Annotated in this window: 12 protein-coding genes and 1 tRNA gene; 8 read left to right on the forward strand and 5 right to left on the reverse strand. The window is 37.5% G+C overall.

All coding sequences use genetic code 11. The features are described from left to right. Positions 1 to 46 precede the first annotated feature (46 nt). Together folP and mnmC are read right to left on the reverse strand one after the other, a co-directional pair. Complete coding sequence (folP, locus tag PF272_RS02295; RefSeq protein WP_271141460.1) at positions 47 to 874, reverse strand: dihydropteroate synthase; 828 nt, start codon at positions 872 to 874, stop codon at positions 47 to 49. Positions 875 to 878: 4 nt separating this feature from the next. Further along, a complete protein-coding gene (mnmC, locus tag PF272_RS02300; RefSeq protein WP_271141471.1) occupies positions 879 to 2915 on the reverse strand; it encodes a bifunctional tRNA (5-methylaminomethyl-2-thiouridine)(34)-methyltransferase MnmC2/FAD-dependent 5-carboxymethylaminomethyl-2-thiouridine(34) oxidoreductase MnmC1 in 2037 nt (678 codons plus the stop codon). 304 nt (positions 2916 to 3219) lie between these two features. Here mnmC and fabB point away from each other — a divergent pair, with 304 nt between their 5' ends. From fabB to moeB, 3 genes are all read left to right on the forward strand, one after another. Continuing rightward, complete coding sequence (gene fabB / locus PF272_RS02305; protein ID WP_271141461.1) at positions 3220 to 4443, forward strand: beta-ketoacyl-ACP synthase I; 1224 nt, start codon at positions 3220 to 3222, stop codon at positions 4441 to 4443. Between the two features lie 514 nt (positions 4444 to 4957). Next, a complete protein-coding gene (gene moeA / locus PF272_RS02310) occupies positions 4958 to 6187 on the forward strand; it encodes a molybdopterin molybdotransferase MoeA (RefSeq protein ID WP_271141462.1) in 1230 nt (409 codons plus the stop codon). 2 nt (positions 6188 to 6189) lie between these two features. Then, positions 6190 to 6918 (forward strand): molybdopterin-synthase adenylyltransferase MoeB, encoded by a 729-nt coding sequence (gene moeB / locus PF272_RS02315; protein WP_271141463.1) that lies wholly within the window; start codon positions 6190 to 6192, stop codon positions 6916 to 6918. 327 nt (positions 6919 to 7245) lie between these two features. Here moeB and PF272_RS02320 read toward each other — a convergent pair whose 3' ends face one another. After that, entirely contained in the window at positions 7246 to 7914 is a 669-nt protein-coding gene (locus tag PF272_RS02320; protein ID WP_271141464.1) for a YtjB family periplasmic protein, read from the reverse strand. Positions 7915 to 8016: 102 nt separating this feature from the next. Here PF272_RS02320 and serB point away from each other — a divergent pair, with 102 nt between their 5' ends. From serB to PF272_RS02345, 5 genes are all read left to right on the forward strand, one after another. Beyond that, the gene (serB, locus tag PF272_RS02325; protein WP_271141465.1) at positions 8017 to 8943 is read left to right on the forward strand and encodes a phosphoserine phosphatase; all 927 of its coding nucleotides are present in this window, start codon (positions 8017 to 8019) and stop codon (positions 8941 to 8943) included. Positions 8944 to 8954: 11 nt separating this feature from the next. Next, positions 8955 to 9446: a YajQ family cyclic di-GMP-binding protein gene (locus PF272_RS02330; RefSeq protein WP_065235292.1), complete on the forward strand. Its 492-nt coding sequence runs from the start codon at positions 8955 to 8957 to the stop codon at positions 9444 to 9446. 16 nt (positions 9447 to 9462) lie between these two features. Next, positions 9463 to 9636, forward strand: a complete 174-nt coding sequence (locus PF272_RS02335) for a DUF5363 family protein (protein ID WP_197494403.1) — start codon at positions 9463 to 9465, stop codon at positions 9634 to 9636. Between the two features lie 90 nt (positions 9637 to 9726). Next, complete coding sequence (ligA, locus tag PF272_RS02340) at positions 9727 to 11742, forward strand: NAD-dependent DNA ligase LigA (protein ID WP_271141466.1); 2016 nt, start codon at positions 9727 to 9729, stop codon at positions 11740 to 11742. A 139-nt stretch (positions 11743 to 11881) separates the two neighbouring features. Next, a tRNA-Ile gene (locus PF272_RS02345) sits at positions 11882 to 11958 on the forward strand. Positions 11959 to 12112: 154 nt separating this feature from the next. Here the strand turns inward: PF272_RS02345 and PF272_RS02350 are convergent. Both PF272_RS02350 and PF272_RS02355 read right to left on the reverse strand, forming a co-directional pair. Then, the gene (locus PF272_RS02350; RefSeq protein WP_271141467.1) at positions 12113 to 13054 is read right to left on the reverse strand and encodes a tyrosine-type recombinase/integrase; all 942 of its coding nucleotides are present in this window, start codon (positions 13052 to 13054) and stop codon (positions 12113 to 12115) included. Further along, positions 13038 to 14217 (reverse strand): helicase/relaxase domain-containing protein (locus tag PF272_RS02355; RefSeq protein WP_271141468.1); only part of this gene is annotated, 1180 nt, incomplete at its 5' end. The genes PF272_RS02350 and PF272_RS02355, both read right to left, overlap by 17 nt.

Raw genomic sequence — 14217 nt, forward strand, 5'->3', positions numbered from 1 at the left:
AATGGGCTGATATTCTACTACAACTTATTATCGCTTTTAATTACTCTTATTTAATTGTGGCTTGCCAAATTCGTAATGCATCGACCGTCGCCTCTACATCATGCACACGAACAATCTGCGCACCTTTCATCACTGCAATTAATGCACCTGCCACACTACCAATTACACGTTGATCAACAGGCTTATCTAAAATATTACCGATCATCGACTTACGTGATAAACCAATCAATACAGGATAGCCAGTTTCAACAAAACGGGTTAAATGATTTAATAATTGATAATTATGTTCAACCGTTTTTCCAAACCCAAATCCAATATCTAAAATCACATTTTCACGACGAATTCCTGCTTGTTCGCATTGTTTCGCACGTTGTAACAACCAATCTAATACCTCTGTGACGACATCTTGATATACAGGGTTATGCTGCATCGTCCGTGGCTGTCCTTGCATATGCATTAAACATACAGGTAAATCTAACTCAACTGCGGCTGCTAATGCGCCATCTTCGGTCAATGCACGAATATCATTAATTAGATCCATCCCGACTTTGGCCGCCTCTCGCATCACCTCTGCTTTTGAAGTATCTACTGAAATCCAACAATCAAAACGTTGACGAATCGCTTCCACTACCGGAATAACACGATCTAACTCTTGATTTAGTGTCACTTCATCTGCCATTGGACGTGTTGATTCACCGCCAACATCAATTATAGTTGCACCTTGTTTTAACATTGTTTCTGCATGATATAACGCATTATCTAACGCTAAAAACTTCCCACTGTCTGAAAAAGAATCTGGAGTAACATTCAAGATCCCCATCACTTGTGGTTGAGATAGATCTAATGGTCGTTGATTTTTACTATATAGTTTCATTTTATTACTCTTGTTTGTCTGTATGCTGTTGTGCTCGACTTGGTACAGGCGTACCTTTAAGCCATTTACGTATCCAAAAACGATTTGGCAATAATTCTGCTAAAATATCTGCACTTAATGGCAGTGGCTCACCATAAATCATCGACGCTAATGTTTCGCCTAATAGCGGTGCAGAAGTTAGCCCTCTTGAGCCTAATGCACCAAATACATACAAATTATGATGATAAGCTGCCTGCTTAATCGCTTGACGACGGCGTCGTAAATTAAATAAATTTTGATAAGCTTGCGTCTGTTGTTCAAAATCACCTACGTTACCTATAATCGGCAATCTATCCCGTACACTACAACGCACACCTGTTCTCGCCAAATTTCCACTTGTATCAATATCGGCTAACCAATCTGCTGGAGCCAGATTTTGCTGAATTTTCGTCTGATTTTGTTGCTGTTCTTCAGCACTAAAGTGACGTTGTTCACAATTCCGCACATGGCTTGCCCCAATACAATGGAACTGTTTTGTTTGATCTACTGGCGTTAAATAACCGTCATAACATAACACAGCTTTTAAACGGCGTAATCTATCCGTACTCGGAATTTGGCTCACCTGACCGCGTACTGAATAAGTTGGTAATTCTACTGTTTGTTCAAAACGATTTAATTTGTGTCCATTGGCAATCACAACTGTACTATGAGCAATCTGTCGCTCTGCCATAGATAAATGCCAAACATTCTCTTGATAAGTCAGTGTTTCAATCGTTGTATTTAATTCAATTTTAACGCCTTGTTGCTGTAAAAAATGGGCTAGATTCTGTACTAATTGTCTTGGATTTAGCCAAGCACCATGCGGAATAACCGCCCCATCACAAGGCAAACTCAACCCAGCACGTTCACTAAGTTCTTCTGCGGTAACTAAACGAAATAATGATTCAGGAAAGCCACGCTCTGCAATTTTGCTCAATTTTTGCTGGATCGAAGGTTGATAAGCACATAACAGTACATCACACCATTGATGTTCAACATCAATTTTCTGCATTAATCCTGCTAAAAATTGCTGCCCATATGCAAAAGCATGCGTATAAAAACGACAATGACGTTCATCATCATCACTTAACTGCGGATAAAATGCGCCCTGTTTATTCCCCGAAGCATTTAATGCTAACGCCTCATCTTCACAATAAATTGTGACTTGGCTTCCTCGTTGCCATAACGCATAAGCCAAACAGACTGATGCAACTCCTCCCCCAATAATTGCGACTTCTTTAGCTTCATCAGCCGCTGCTGGCAAATACCATGGGGTTGTAAATGATGATGGCATCTCAACTAATTTACTACCATGTAAACATTCTCGTTTATGTGCAAATCCTTTTCGTTTGACAACGGAAAATCCGGCAGCACTTAACCCTTTACGCACGAAACTTGCAGCAGTAAACGTAGCAAAGGTTCCCTGCACGGCAGTCAAACGAAACATCTGTTGAAATAAATTTTCTGTCCACATACTCGGATTTTTACTTGGTGCAAAACCATCTAAAAACCAAGCATCAATACAATTCTGATAAGAGTCGCCTAATTGCGGTAAGTTATCTTCAATCTCACCAAACCAAAGATCTAATCGTACTTCATCAGAAAAAATATAACGATAACACCCAGCTATGGGTGATTGCCAAAATTGTAGTAACTGCATTACGGCAGTTTGAAATTGTGGATAAGGTTGATATGCCTGAATTAGGCTTTCTGCGGACAAAGGGTATTTTTCAAAACTAATAAAGTAGAGCCTTTTTAATTTAGCTTGCGGAAATGCCTGGCGGAATTGATGAAATAACGCCATTACCGCAAAAAAATTTAATCCAGTACCAAATCCCGTTTCCGCAATCACAAAATGTTCTTTATCGTACGTCTGCCAGCGCTCCCACAGATTGTTACCCTGTTGAAATACATAGATACTTTCTGCTAAACCGTCCTCTGGAGAAAAATAGATATCATCAAACTGGTTTGAAATTGGCGTATTCGCTTGAAAGGATACGTCTGCAAACGATACTTTTTGAATAGACATAAAACGTGAATTGAATAGATAACTTTATCAAAGGTGGCTAATGATATTATAATCACCGGCGAATTTCATCTAAATATCCATTGCTATTTGAAACATCCTGCCAGACAACGTTATAATTAGCGGCAATTTTGGGTACATTTCGGCAAGATATTGATTATTTTTAGCAATGAAAATTGACCTAAATGGTCTTATCTGTTCCTTGTTTTACAAAAATTTCTTGTATTCTATGAAATTCCTAGTATAACAACCGACAATTTTTGAATTTTTTAAATCCATTCAAGCTACATAAGGACTACGAATGAAAAGAGCTGTGATTACTGGTTTTGGCGTTATTTCTAGTATTGGAAATAATAAGGAAGAAGTTTTAGCGTCATTATTAGAGGGAAAATCAGGCATTACCACTATGCCAGAATTTGTGGAAATGGGAATGCGTTCTCATGTTGCTGGTACAGTAAAACTTACTCCTAGTGAACACATTGATCGTAAAGTTATGCGTTTTATGGGAGATGCTGCTGCTTATGCTTATCTTTCAATGAAAGAAGCGATTGAAGATGCTGGTTTAACAGAAGAAATGGTGTCTAACGAAAGAACTGGTTTAGTGATTGGTGCAGGAACAGGTTCTGCACATAATCAAATCGTTGCTGCTGATGCTATGCGTACTCCTCGTGGTGTAAAAGCGATTGGCCCTTATGCAGTAACTCGTACTATGGCTTCTAGCGTGTCTGCTTGTTTAGCAACACCATTTAAAATTAAAGGCGTGAATTATAGTATTAGTTCTGCTTGTGCAACCTCTGCTCACTGTATCGGTCATGCGGTTGAATTAATTCAACTTGGTAAACAAGATGTTGTTTTTGCAGGTGGCGCAGAAGAATTATCTTGGGAATGTGCTTGTGAATTTGATGCTATGGGTGCAGTTTCAACTAAATATAATGAAACACCAGAAAAAGCTTCTCGTGCTTATGATGCTAACCGTGATGGTTTCGTTATTGCAGGCGGTGGCGGTATCGTTGTTGTTGAAGAGTTAGAACACGCCTTAGCTCGTGGTGCAAAAATTTATGCTGAAATCGTCGGCTATGGAGCAACTTCTGATGGTTATGATATGGTTGCACCAAGCGGTGAAGGTGCTGTACGTTGTATGAAACAAGCACTTGCAACTGTTGATAGCCCAATTGATTACCTCAATGTTCACGGTACTTCAACTCCGGTTGGTGATGTTAAAGAACTAGAAGCAATTAAAGAAGTTTTCGCTGAAAATATGCCAGCTATTTCTTCAACTAAATCAATGACAGGTCACTCTCTCGGTGCAGCTGGTGTACATGAAGCAATTTATACCCTATTAATGTTAAATAATGATTTCATTGCACCAAGTATCAACATTGAAACACTTGATGAACGTGCTGAAGGTTGCAATATCGTTACCGAAACTCGCCGTAATGCAAACTTACAAACAGTTATGTCAAACAGTTTTGGTTTCGGTGGTACTAACGCAACACTTGTATTTAAACGCTTTGCAAATAAATAAGTTTAAAACTGTTACTTTTTATAAAATCCCTTCATTACGAAGGGATTTTAGTTTGATAACTATTTAATATTTTTAGATATTTTTGCTCTAATTAATATTTAGGTTTCGTCCTAAAGGACGACCTACTTTTATTCGCAAGCAAGCTTGCTCACTCTAACGAGCCGTTGCAAGCAACGTTCAAAAAGCTATCGCTTTTTGTCATTATTCGTATAAAGAAAAGTAGGCAAAAGAAAATACGCCCTCGCACACTTGCTGTTCCTCATTCCAATAAGATTTTCCGGGCGGCAAAAAACAGAGATTTTTCTCACTACGTTCGAAAAATGATCACTTTTTTTGCCTGAAAATCTTATTTGCATTCGGGCAAGTGTGAGAGGGAACCTAATTAGACATTTATTAAAATCTGCGACTAAATTTAGGTTTATCTTCATAAAAATTAAAACCCTCTGTATTTGGTATTAACCCTATCCCAAAGTTGAGTTAAAATTTCGCTCATCTTTTTGAATAAGGAAACGTTATGTCAGATTTACTCACTTTTGAACAAGCACGCAGTCAACTTCTTGAACAACTCCCTTCTGCAATTAACCGTCCTACTGAAACGCTTTCATTAGCAGATGCAGATAAACGAATTTGTGCCAAAGATATTATTTCACCAATCAATGTACCCGCTTTTGATAATTCAGCGATGGATGGCTATGCAGTACGTTTAGCCGATTTAGCACAATCAATGACGCTTAGCGTAGCGGGTAAAGCATTTGCAGGCCAACCTTTTACTGGTGAATGGCAACCACTGAGTGTGGTACGAATTATGACTGGTGCAATGGTTCCCGAAGGAACTGATGCCGTTGTAATGCAAGAAAAAGTTCAAGTGAATCCTGATGGTTCCGTTTCATTTAGCGAAATGCCTAAATGCGGTGAAAATATTCGCCGTATTGGTGATGATGTTAAAGTTGGAGAGATTGTACTAACAAAAGGCGCTAAGCTCACTGCCGCTTCTCTGCCATTACTTGCTTCTCTTGGTATTGAGAAAGTAGAGGTTTTTCCTCGAATCAAAGTTGCGATTGTTTCAACTGGCGATGAGTTAGTTCCTGTTGGTCAACCACTACAAGCAGGTCAAATTTATGATACTAACCGTTTTGCAGTAAAGCTGATGTTACAACGCTTGAACTGTGAAATCTTAGACTTCGGTATTTTGCCTGATAATGAACAACAATTTGAACAGGCTTTTCGTGAAGCTCAACAACAAGCTGATCTAGTGATTACCAGTGGTGGTGTATCTGTGGGTGAAGCCGATTTTACTAAAACAGTAATTGAACGCTTAGGGAAAATCAATTTCTGGAAACTATTAATGAAACCAGGTAAACCATTTGCTTTTGGTAAATTAGAAAATGCTTGGTTCTGTGGATTACCTGGTAACCCTGTTTCCGCTTTTGTCACGTTCTATCAATTAGTCCAACCAGCGATTGCTAAACTAAGTGGATTTAGTCAATGGAAAGCACCACAACAATTTAATGCAATTGCAGCGACTTCCTTGAAAAAAAGCCCAGGCCGTTTAGATTTCCAACGCGGTTTTTATCAATTAAATGAAAATGGCCAAATTGAAGTAGCACCAGTACGTTTCCAAGGTTCACATATGTTCAGTTCTTTTGTACAAAGTAACTGCTTTATTGTGTTAGAAAAAGATCGCGGCAATGTCGCTGCGGGTGAAACAGTCACTATCGAACCATTTAATTACTTACTCGATTAACGATGCAAATAGAACTTACTGATCATGAAATGATGCGTTATAACCGTCAAATCATTATGAAATCTATTGATTTTGACGGTCAAGAACGCTTAAAAGGCAGTAAAGTATTAATTATTGGGTTAGGTGGCCTAGGTTGCGCCGCCTCACAATATTTAGCAGCTGCTGGAATTGGCGAATTAATGCTAGTAGATTTTGACACCGTAGCACTCTCTAATCTACAACGCCAAGTTTTACATAATGATAGCCGTATTGGTTTAGCCAAAGTTGATTCAGCTAAACAGACACTATCAGCATTAAACCCCCTAATTACGATCAACACAACCAATGCCCAATTAACAGATGAACAATTAACTTCACTCATTGCGCAATATGATGTTGTTTTAGATTGTACCGATAATGTTGAAACGAGAAATCAGCTAGATCGTCTGTGCCAACAACAACAAAAACCGTTAGTTTCTGGGGCAGCAATTCGTATGGAAGGGCAAGTCAGTGTTTTTACTTATCAACCAAATACCCCGACCTACCGAGATCTTAGCCAACTCTTTGGTGAAAATGTATTAAGCTGTGTTGAGGCGGGAGTATTATCACCAATTGTTGGCATTGTTGGTTCAATTCAAGCTTTAGAGGCAATTAAGGTCTTGTTGCAAATTGGTACCTCTTTATGCGGGCGTTTATTGATGATCGATGGGTTAAATATGCAGGTAAGGGCTATTAATTTGCCGCATAGTTAATTAATCACAAATCTTAATAAATGTTTAATGGGTCCCCCTCTCACACTTGCCCGAATGCATATAAGATTTTCAGGCAAAAAAAGTGATCATTTTTCGAACGGAGTGAGAAAAATCTCTGTTTTTTGCCGCCCGGAAAATCTTATTGGAATGAGGATTAGCAAGTGTGTGAGGGTGTGTTTCTTTTGCCTCCTTTTCTTTACACAAGTAAAGAAAAGGAGATCGCCCTTTAGGGCGAAACCTAAATGCTAATTAGGGCAAAAATATCTAAAAATATTAAATTGGACTTTGTCATCAGACAGAGGTGTTATACAAAATAACATCTCTAACTTACCTTCTAAAACGCCGCCGCCTTTGATGAAACTGCTTACTACGTTGCTGATTTTCTATTGGTCGCCGCGAGAGTTTAATTGCTACAATTTTGACTTTTCTACGCCGAAAAACATAATGCACACTACTCGCAACAACTAATCCCACCAATAAAATTACAATCACCTCTGCATACAAATAACGAAATTGTTGATTAATATTGCTTTCCGTTGTTTGTCCATATTGCCCATCAAAAGTCACACGCAAAAAGCCAATAATATTATTGGCATTAAAAATAGGCTCCACAATTTGCTGTGTTTTTAACCCATCACTTTCCCCGTCTAACCCCAACTGCTGCCGTAAATCTAAAGCGTGTTGGCTTTGTGCTAATAATTCACCATTACCATTATAAACAGTGGCATCAAGCACAAATTTTTCACGACTAAATGTATTTAACACATCAGTTAATTTTTCAGAAGAGGCATTATTAGCTAACAGGGTAGAAAACAAGTTTGCTTGCTGGCGTACCAAAATATGTGAAAGGTTTGACACTTGGTTGATACTAGCGAGCTGCGAACCAAACTTAAATTGATTAATCCCAAATAAAATCACGCCAATCGTGATACAGCTCATAATCAGGATACCTAGCAACAAGGCAATCCGAATACTCTTTTCTCTAACACTATACAAGATCTTACCTTTATTATTTCTATTCTGGTCAATTTATGCTTAAATGCGGATTGTAACAAACTTTTTCCTTTAACCCTAAAAATTAAAAATAAGGTTTTTTCTATGCAAACGCTATTTCCTATGTTACCAAAACCACCCCACTATCAACCTGATTTACCTCGTTTTCTTCTTTATACCAATAGCTTTACTCCAGAAAAATTAGCACAATTTTTACAACAAAGTGAACAAGTTCAACAATTAGCAGAATGGAATATTTTTGAATATCACTGTGTTTTATTACAACACCCAGATCCAGCACAATATATTACTCTTGCCCATCAACTTAGCTTCGATTTATTTATTCTTAGCGCTACTCCACTTTTAGACCAAGCTGGACTATTAGTTATGGATATGGACTCTACTGCAATTGAAATTGAATGTATTGATGAAGTAGCGAAACTCGCTGGCACAGGTGAAATGGTGGCAGCAATTACAGAAAGTGCAATGCGTGGGGAATTAGACTTTAAACAAAGTTTAAGACGACGAGTAGCCACTTTAAAAGGGGCTTCTGCAACCATTTTGGATCAAGTCCGTAATCATCTCCCTATTATGTCAGGATTAGAACGAACCTTAACTGAGCTACAAAAACTCGGTTGGAAAGTGGCGATTGCTTCAGGTGGATTTACTTACTTTGCTGAAGTTTTACAACAAAAATTTGGCTTAGTTGCTGTTTATGCTAACCGCTTTCAAATTAAAGATGGTTTTTTAACGGGTGAAGTAGAGGGTGAAATTGTTGATGCACAATATAAAGCTAATGTATTGCAACAATTAGCACAACAACATCACATTGATATTCAACAATGTATTGCAATTGGTGACGGCGCCAATGATTTATTAATGATGCAAGCTGCTGGGCTAGGTGTGGCATATCATGCGAAACCAAAAGTGCAACAACAAGCCCAAACTATGGTAAACTTCGCTGACTTAACAGCACTCCTCTGTATTTTGAGTGCTAACCAACAAGATTTCTATTTTCAACAACAAAAATAACGAGGAAAACTATGCCTTCATTTGATATTGTTTCTGAAATTACAATGCATGAAGTTAAAAATGCGGTTGATAATGCTAATCGTGATTTAAGTAATCGTTGGGACTTCCGTAATGTAACGGCTTCTATTGAATTAAATGAAAAAAATGAAACTATCAAGGTCGCAACTGAATCAGATTTCCAACTGGAACAACTTATTGATATTTTAAGAAACGCAATGCAAAAGCGTAATATCGAACCAACTTCACTTGATATCCCTACCGATTATGAACACAGCGGTAAAACTTATGCCAAAGAGATTAAAATTAAACAAGGAATTGAAACAGAACTTGCGAAAAAAATCAGCAAAATGATTAAAGATTCTAAATTAAAAGTTCAAACACAAATTCAAGGGGATAAAGTACGAGTAACAGGTAAATCAAGAGATGATCTACAAAGCGTTATTCAATTAGTAAAAAGTGCAGAATTGGGACAACCATTCCAATTTAATAACTTCCGCGACTAACACTAAGGGGAACACTATGTCACAAGTTAAAGAAAACAAACCCGGTTTATTTAGAAAACTCCTAAAAAAATATGATGATTTTTGTCAGGAACTTGGTGTCGATCAAGGAGCTTGTCGCAGTTGTGTTCCTATTTATAAACAAGATCCTGAACCTGAAAAAAAAGCAGCTGATAAAGAAAAAAACGCTTAATCACGCTTGCTAACCATACTATTAATTCTCAGTTAATCAGTCTTTCTGATTAACTGTTTTCTTTTTTCTAAATAAATTCTTTATTTCATTATGAAAGACTTACAACAACAAATCGAACAGTTACGTAATGAACTCCGTTATCATGAATATCAATATCATGTGCTTGATAATCCTGTGATCCCTGATGCTGAATATGATCGAATGATGAATCAGCTAAAACGGTGGGAAGCCGAACATCCAGAATTGATTACTGACGACTCGCCTACTCAACGAGTGGGGGCTAAACCCGATAACGGTTTTCAACAAATTCGACATGAAATCCCAATGTTATCGTTAGATAACGCTTTTTCAGATCAAGAATTTTTCGCCTTTATCCGACGTATTGAAGATCGTTTAGGGGCATTACCTTCTCCATTCACCTTCTGTTGTGAACCTAAATTAGATGGCTTAGCGGTAAGTATCTTATATGTAAATGGCAAACTTACCCAAGCCGCCACACGTGGTGATGGTGTAACTGGTGAAGATATTACCGCCAATATTCGTACTATTCGTAATATTCCATTACAGCTCCGTACAGATAACCCACCTGCTCGTTTAGAAGTAAGAGGTGAAGTTTTTATGCCTCACGATGGCTTTGAAAAACTTAACCACTATGCTTTAGAGCATGGAGAAAAAACGTTCGCTAATCCACGCAATGCCGCAGCGGGATCATTACGCCAACTTGATCCACAAGTAACTTATCACCGACCATTAATGTTAAATGCTTACGGTATTGGAATCGCCGAAGGCGTTGAATTGCCAACGACTCATTATGACCGCTTACAATGGCTAAAAAGTATTGGTATTCCTGTTAATAAAGAAATTCGCCTCTGTAATGGAACAGATGAAGTATTAGGCTTCTATCGTACCATTGCTGAGAAACGAAGCCAGCTTGGTTATGACATTGATGGTACTGTACTTAAAGTCAATAATATTGCCTTACAAAATGAATTAGGATTCATCTCACGTGCCCCTCGTTGGGCTATTGCTTATAAATTCCCTGCTCAAGAAGAACTCACCATTCTCAACGATGTTGAATTCCAAGTTGGACGTACAGGTGCGATTACCCCCGTAGCCAAACTTGAACCAGTTTATGTTGCTGGCGTTACCGTTAGTAATGCGACATTACATAATGGTGATGAAATTGCCCGTCTTGATATTGCGATTGGTGATACCGTGATTATTCGCCGTGCTGGCGATGTAATCCCACAAATTATAGGTGTTGTACATGAACGCCGTCCTGATAACGCTAAACCAATCATTTTTCCAACTCGTTGTCCAGTCTGCGACTCTGCTATCGTACGTATTGATGGTGAGGCTGTTGCTCGTTGTACTGGTGGTTTAGTTTGTGAAGCCCAACGCAAAGAGGGACTAAAACATTTCGTGTCACGTAAAGCTATGGATATTGATGGGGTTGGCGATAAACTAATCGAACAGTTAGTTGATAAAGAGTATTTACATACTCCAGCAGATCTCTTCCGTTTAAGCAAAGAAACCTTAATGGGCTTAGAAAGAATGGGCGAAAAATCTGCGGAAAATGCGCTCGCTAGTATTGAAAAAGCCAAACACACTACACTCGCCCGTTTTCTCTTTGCTTTAGGTATTCGTGAAGTCGGCGAAGCGACAGCACGCAATCTCGCCAACCATTTCCATACATTAGATAATGTCCGTCAAGCAACACTTGAACAACTATTAGAAGTTCAGGATATTGGTGAAGTTGTTGCTAACCGCATTTTACTGTTCTGGCAAGAGGAACATAACCGCAACGTAGTTGAACAATTAATTCAACAAGGTATTCATTGGGAAGATGTACAACCGGCAAAAGAGATCCAAGATAATCCATTAAAAGATAAAACCGTAGTTCTCACTGGTACACTTACCGAAATGACAAGAGATGAAGCTAAAGCAATCCTATTACAATTAGGTTGTAAGGTAACTGGCAGCGTATCAAGTAAGACTGATTTTGTCATTGCGGGAGATAACGCAGGTTCTAAGTTACAAAAAGCTGAAAGCTTAGGCGTTAATATATTGACTGAGCAACAATTTCTCGAGATCGTTAATCAATAATCTTCACTCAGTGATCAACGGATGAACCTATCCGTTGATCCATTTATTGATGCGTGAATTTTACGCAAATAGTCAGCCCTTATCTGACAAAACTAGACTTCACTTTTATCTTTGTCTATAATCGTCCAGTCTTTTCAGCGCCCCCATAGCTCAGTCGGTCAGAGCAGTCGACTCATAATCGATTGGTCACAGGTTCAAGTCCTGTTGGGGGCACCAATTTAGCGCTATGCTTTCCATTGTTTCCAATGAATCAACTGCCCTCTATTATTGATTATTCTAATTTTTTAGTGGCATTAACAATGCTACATTTTATGTATTAGTATGTAAAGTATATTTTTACTATTAATAGTGAATAAATTATTCGTTGTATCTAAATAGAATCTACAATCTTCCTTAACATATCTACATCAAATTCTATATAACTTAATGTTGTTTTAATGTCTCTGTGTCCGAGCAATTTTTGAGTTGCATACAAATTCTGCTCAGGACTTTTCATTAATTGCGTTGCTATCGTGTGTCTAAAGCGATGTGGTGATAACTTTATTTTAGTTATTTTGGATAATTTTCTAAAAAAATGTGCTAACTGATCATTAGTCATATTCCCATCACGACGACGTGTTGTTGAAGAAAATATATTGATATTAAATAACTGAGAATTATTTGGTACTTTTCTTACTTTAAGTTCATTAATCAAAACAGCTATATAAGGATATAATTTTGATGATATTGGAATCATATGATCATCGTTATTTTTATTAATATAATGAGGAATAAAAATTGTCTTATTAGATAGATCAATATTATTGATTTTTAATTTTAAAAGCTGACTACGCCGCATCCCTGTGTATAACAGCGTAAAAATTAACGCTTGTGCGAAAACAATTGTACAATATCCATTATCACATAATTTCTCAATATCTTCTTGCGTTATATATTTTGTAAGTGCTTGTATGTCTTGCTCTTTAATAATTTTTCTTTGTTTACGTGGTTCCTTGACAAACGTACCCGTAAACGGGTTATCTTTACGGTTAATGAAATGGTTTTCAATTCCCCAATTAATGACCGCTTTACAGTTTCGAAGATAACTATTAACGGATGTTTCTCTAAGTTTGCATAATTGCTCATTGCGCCAATTACAGACAAGCTCTTTTGTTATCTCGTCTGCTAATATTCCGGGATACGCTCGAGTAAAAAGTGATACCATCTTTCTATAGCTCTTTTTAGTTTCCGGTCTTAAGTATTTAATAATTAAGAACTTTTCAAGTAAATCATCGAATGATAAACCATCATAGAAACTACTCTGTAGTGTCATCACTTACATCCTGTAAAGTCAGATACATATTATTAAAATAATGCTTATTGGTCAAAAAAGCTATATTTTCAATAAGGTATCCCTTAATTACAGATGATCGATACTTACCGATAACTTTACAAGTCCATATATTATAATTACCGGGTTCTCTCTTTTTATGTATACCTAATGCCTGAAAGCTCTTCTGTAATGTACGCCACAAGTCATCATTATTGTGTCCAAACATCGTTTCACAATACAGTTTAAAAATCGCCGGAGTGACAAGAAATAATTGATTATCAACAATATGTATTTTGGCATCTGGTTCATTGATACTCAATTTATCAGCTGTTAATGATGTTCTTAACCATTCAACAAAATTCTCTGCTGTTTCATTATGTTTGTTAGTGTTTGAAAGTATATCCATTGTTGTATTGTGATTTTCACTATCTGTAGTGTTATCAGACGGCATAGAAGCTGCTGTCACAGTTAGTTCAGTATGAGCTTTAACTTCATCATTGCTAATTTCATTTTCTACTTTATCTTGTTGATTGTTATCAGCAAATAAATTTAGTGCGAAATCAAAGCTGTCCGCTTCCTGCGGATTACTCTGCTCTTCTTTGGTTGATAACGATTCACTATTAATAACTTCCTGCTGCAGTACTTTTGAGGTTTCTTGTGTATCGGTTATCACATCAGTTGGAATGTGATTAGAACCAGCTTGATTATTTGTACTTTGTTCTTGTGTGGTCTCTGCTGCTTCTGTTGATTGATCAATAATAACTGTTCCAGCAAATACGGGTGGACGATCATTAAAACTGTTCCAGATTAAAGATGGGCTGACTTTAAGCAATGTAAAGGTATTTTTCGGTTGCCAACCAGCATCTGATTTAATCGTACCATTCCAAATTGCTTTATTATCCGGCGTTGACTCAATAATCCGGTGTGCTTGCATTTCGTCAAACATTTTACTGTTTTGACTAGGAACTGATATACCATTCTGCATTAAATAGGCTCTAATCTTGTCTGTAACCGTTTTACTGACAAGATATAATGCATCATCAGTAAGCCAACCATCCGATCCGCTTTTAGGGTTATTGAGTTTTAATTCGTGTTCAACGAGATAACGTAGTGCAACAAGAATTTGATTAGCAAATGATTTTTGTGGCTGTTTTAGTTTTGTG

The sequence above is a fragment of the Gallibacterium faecale genome (genome assembly GCF_027920745.1).
Lineage (GTDB): Bacteria > Pseudomonadota > Gammaproteobacteria > Enterobacterales > Pasteurellaceae > Gallibacterium > Gallibacterium faecale.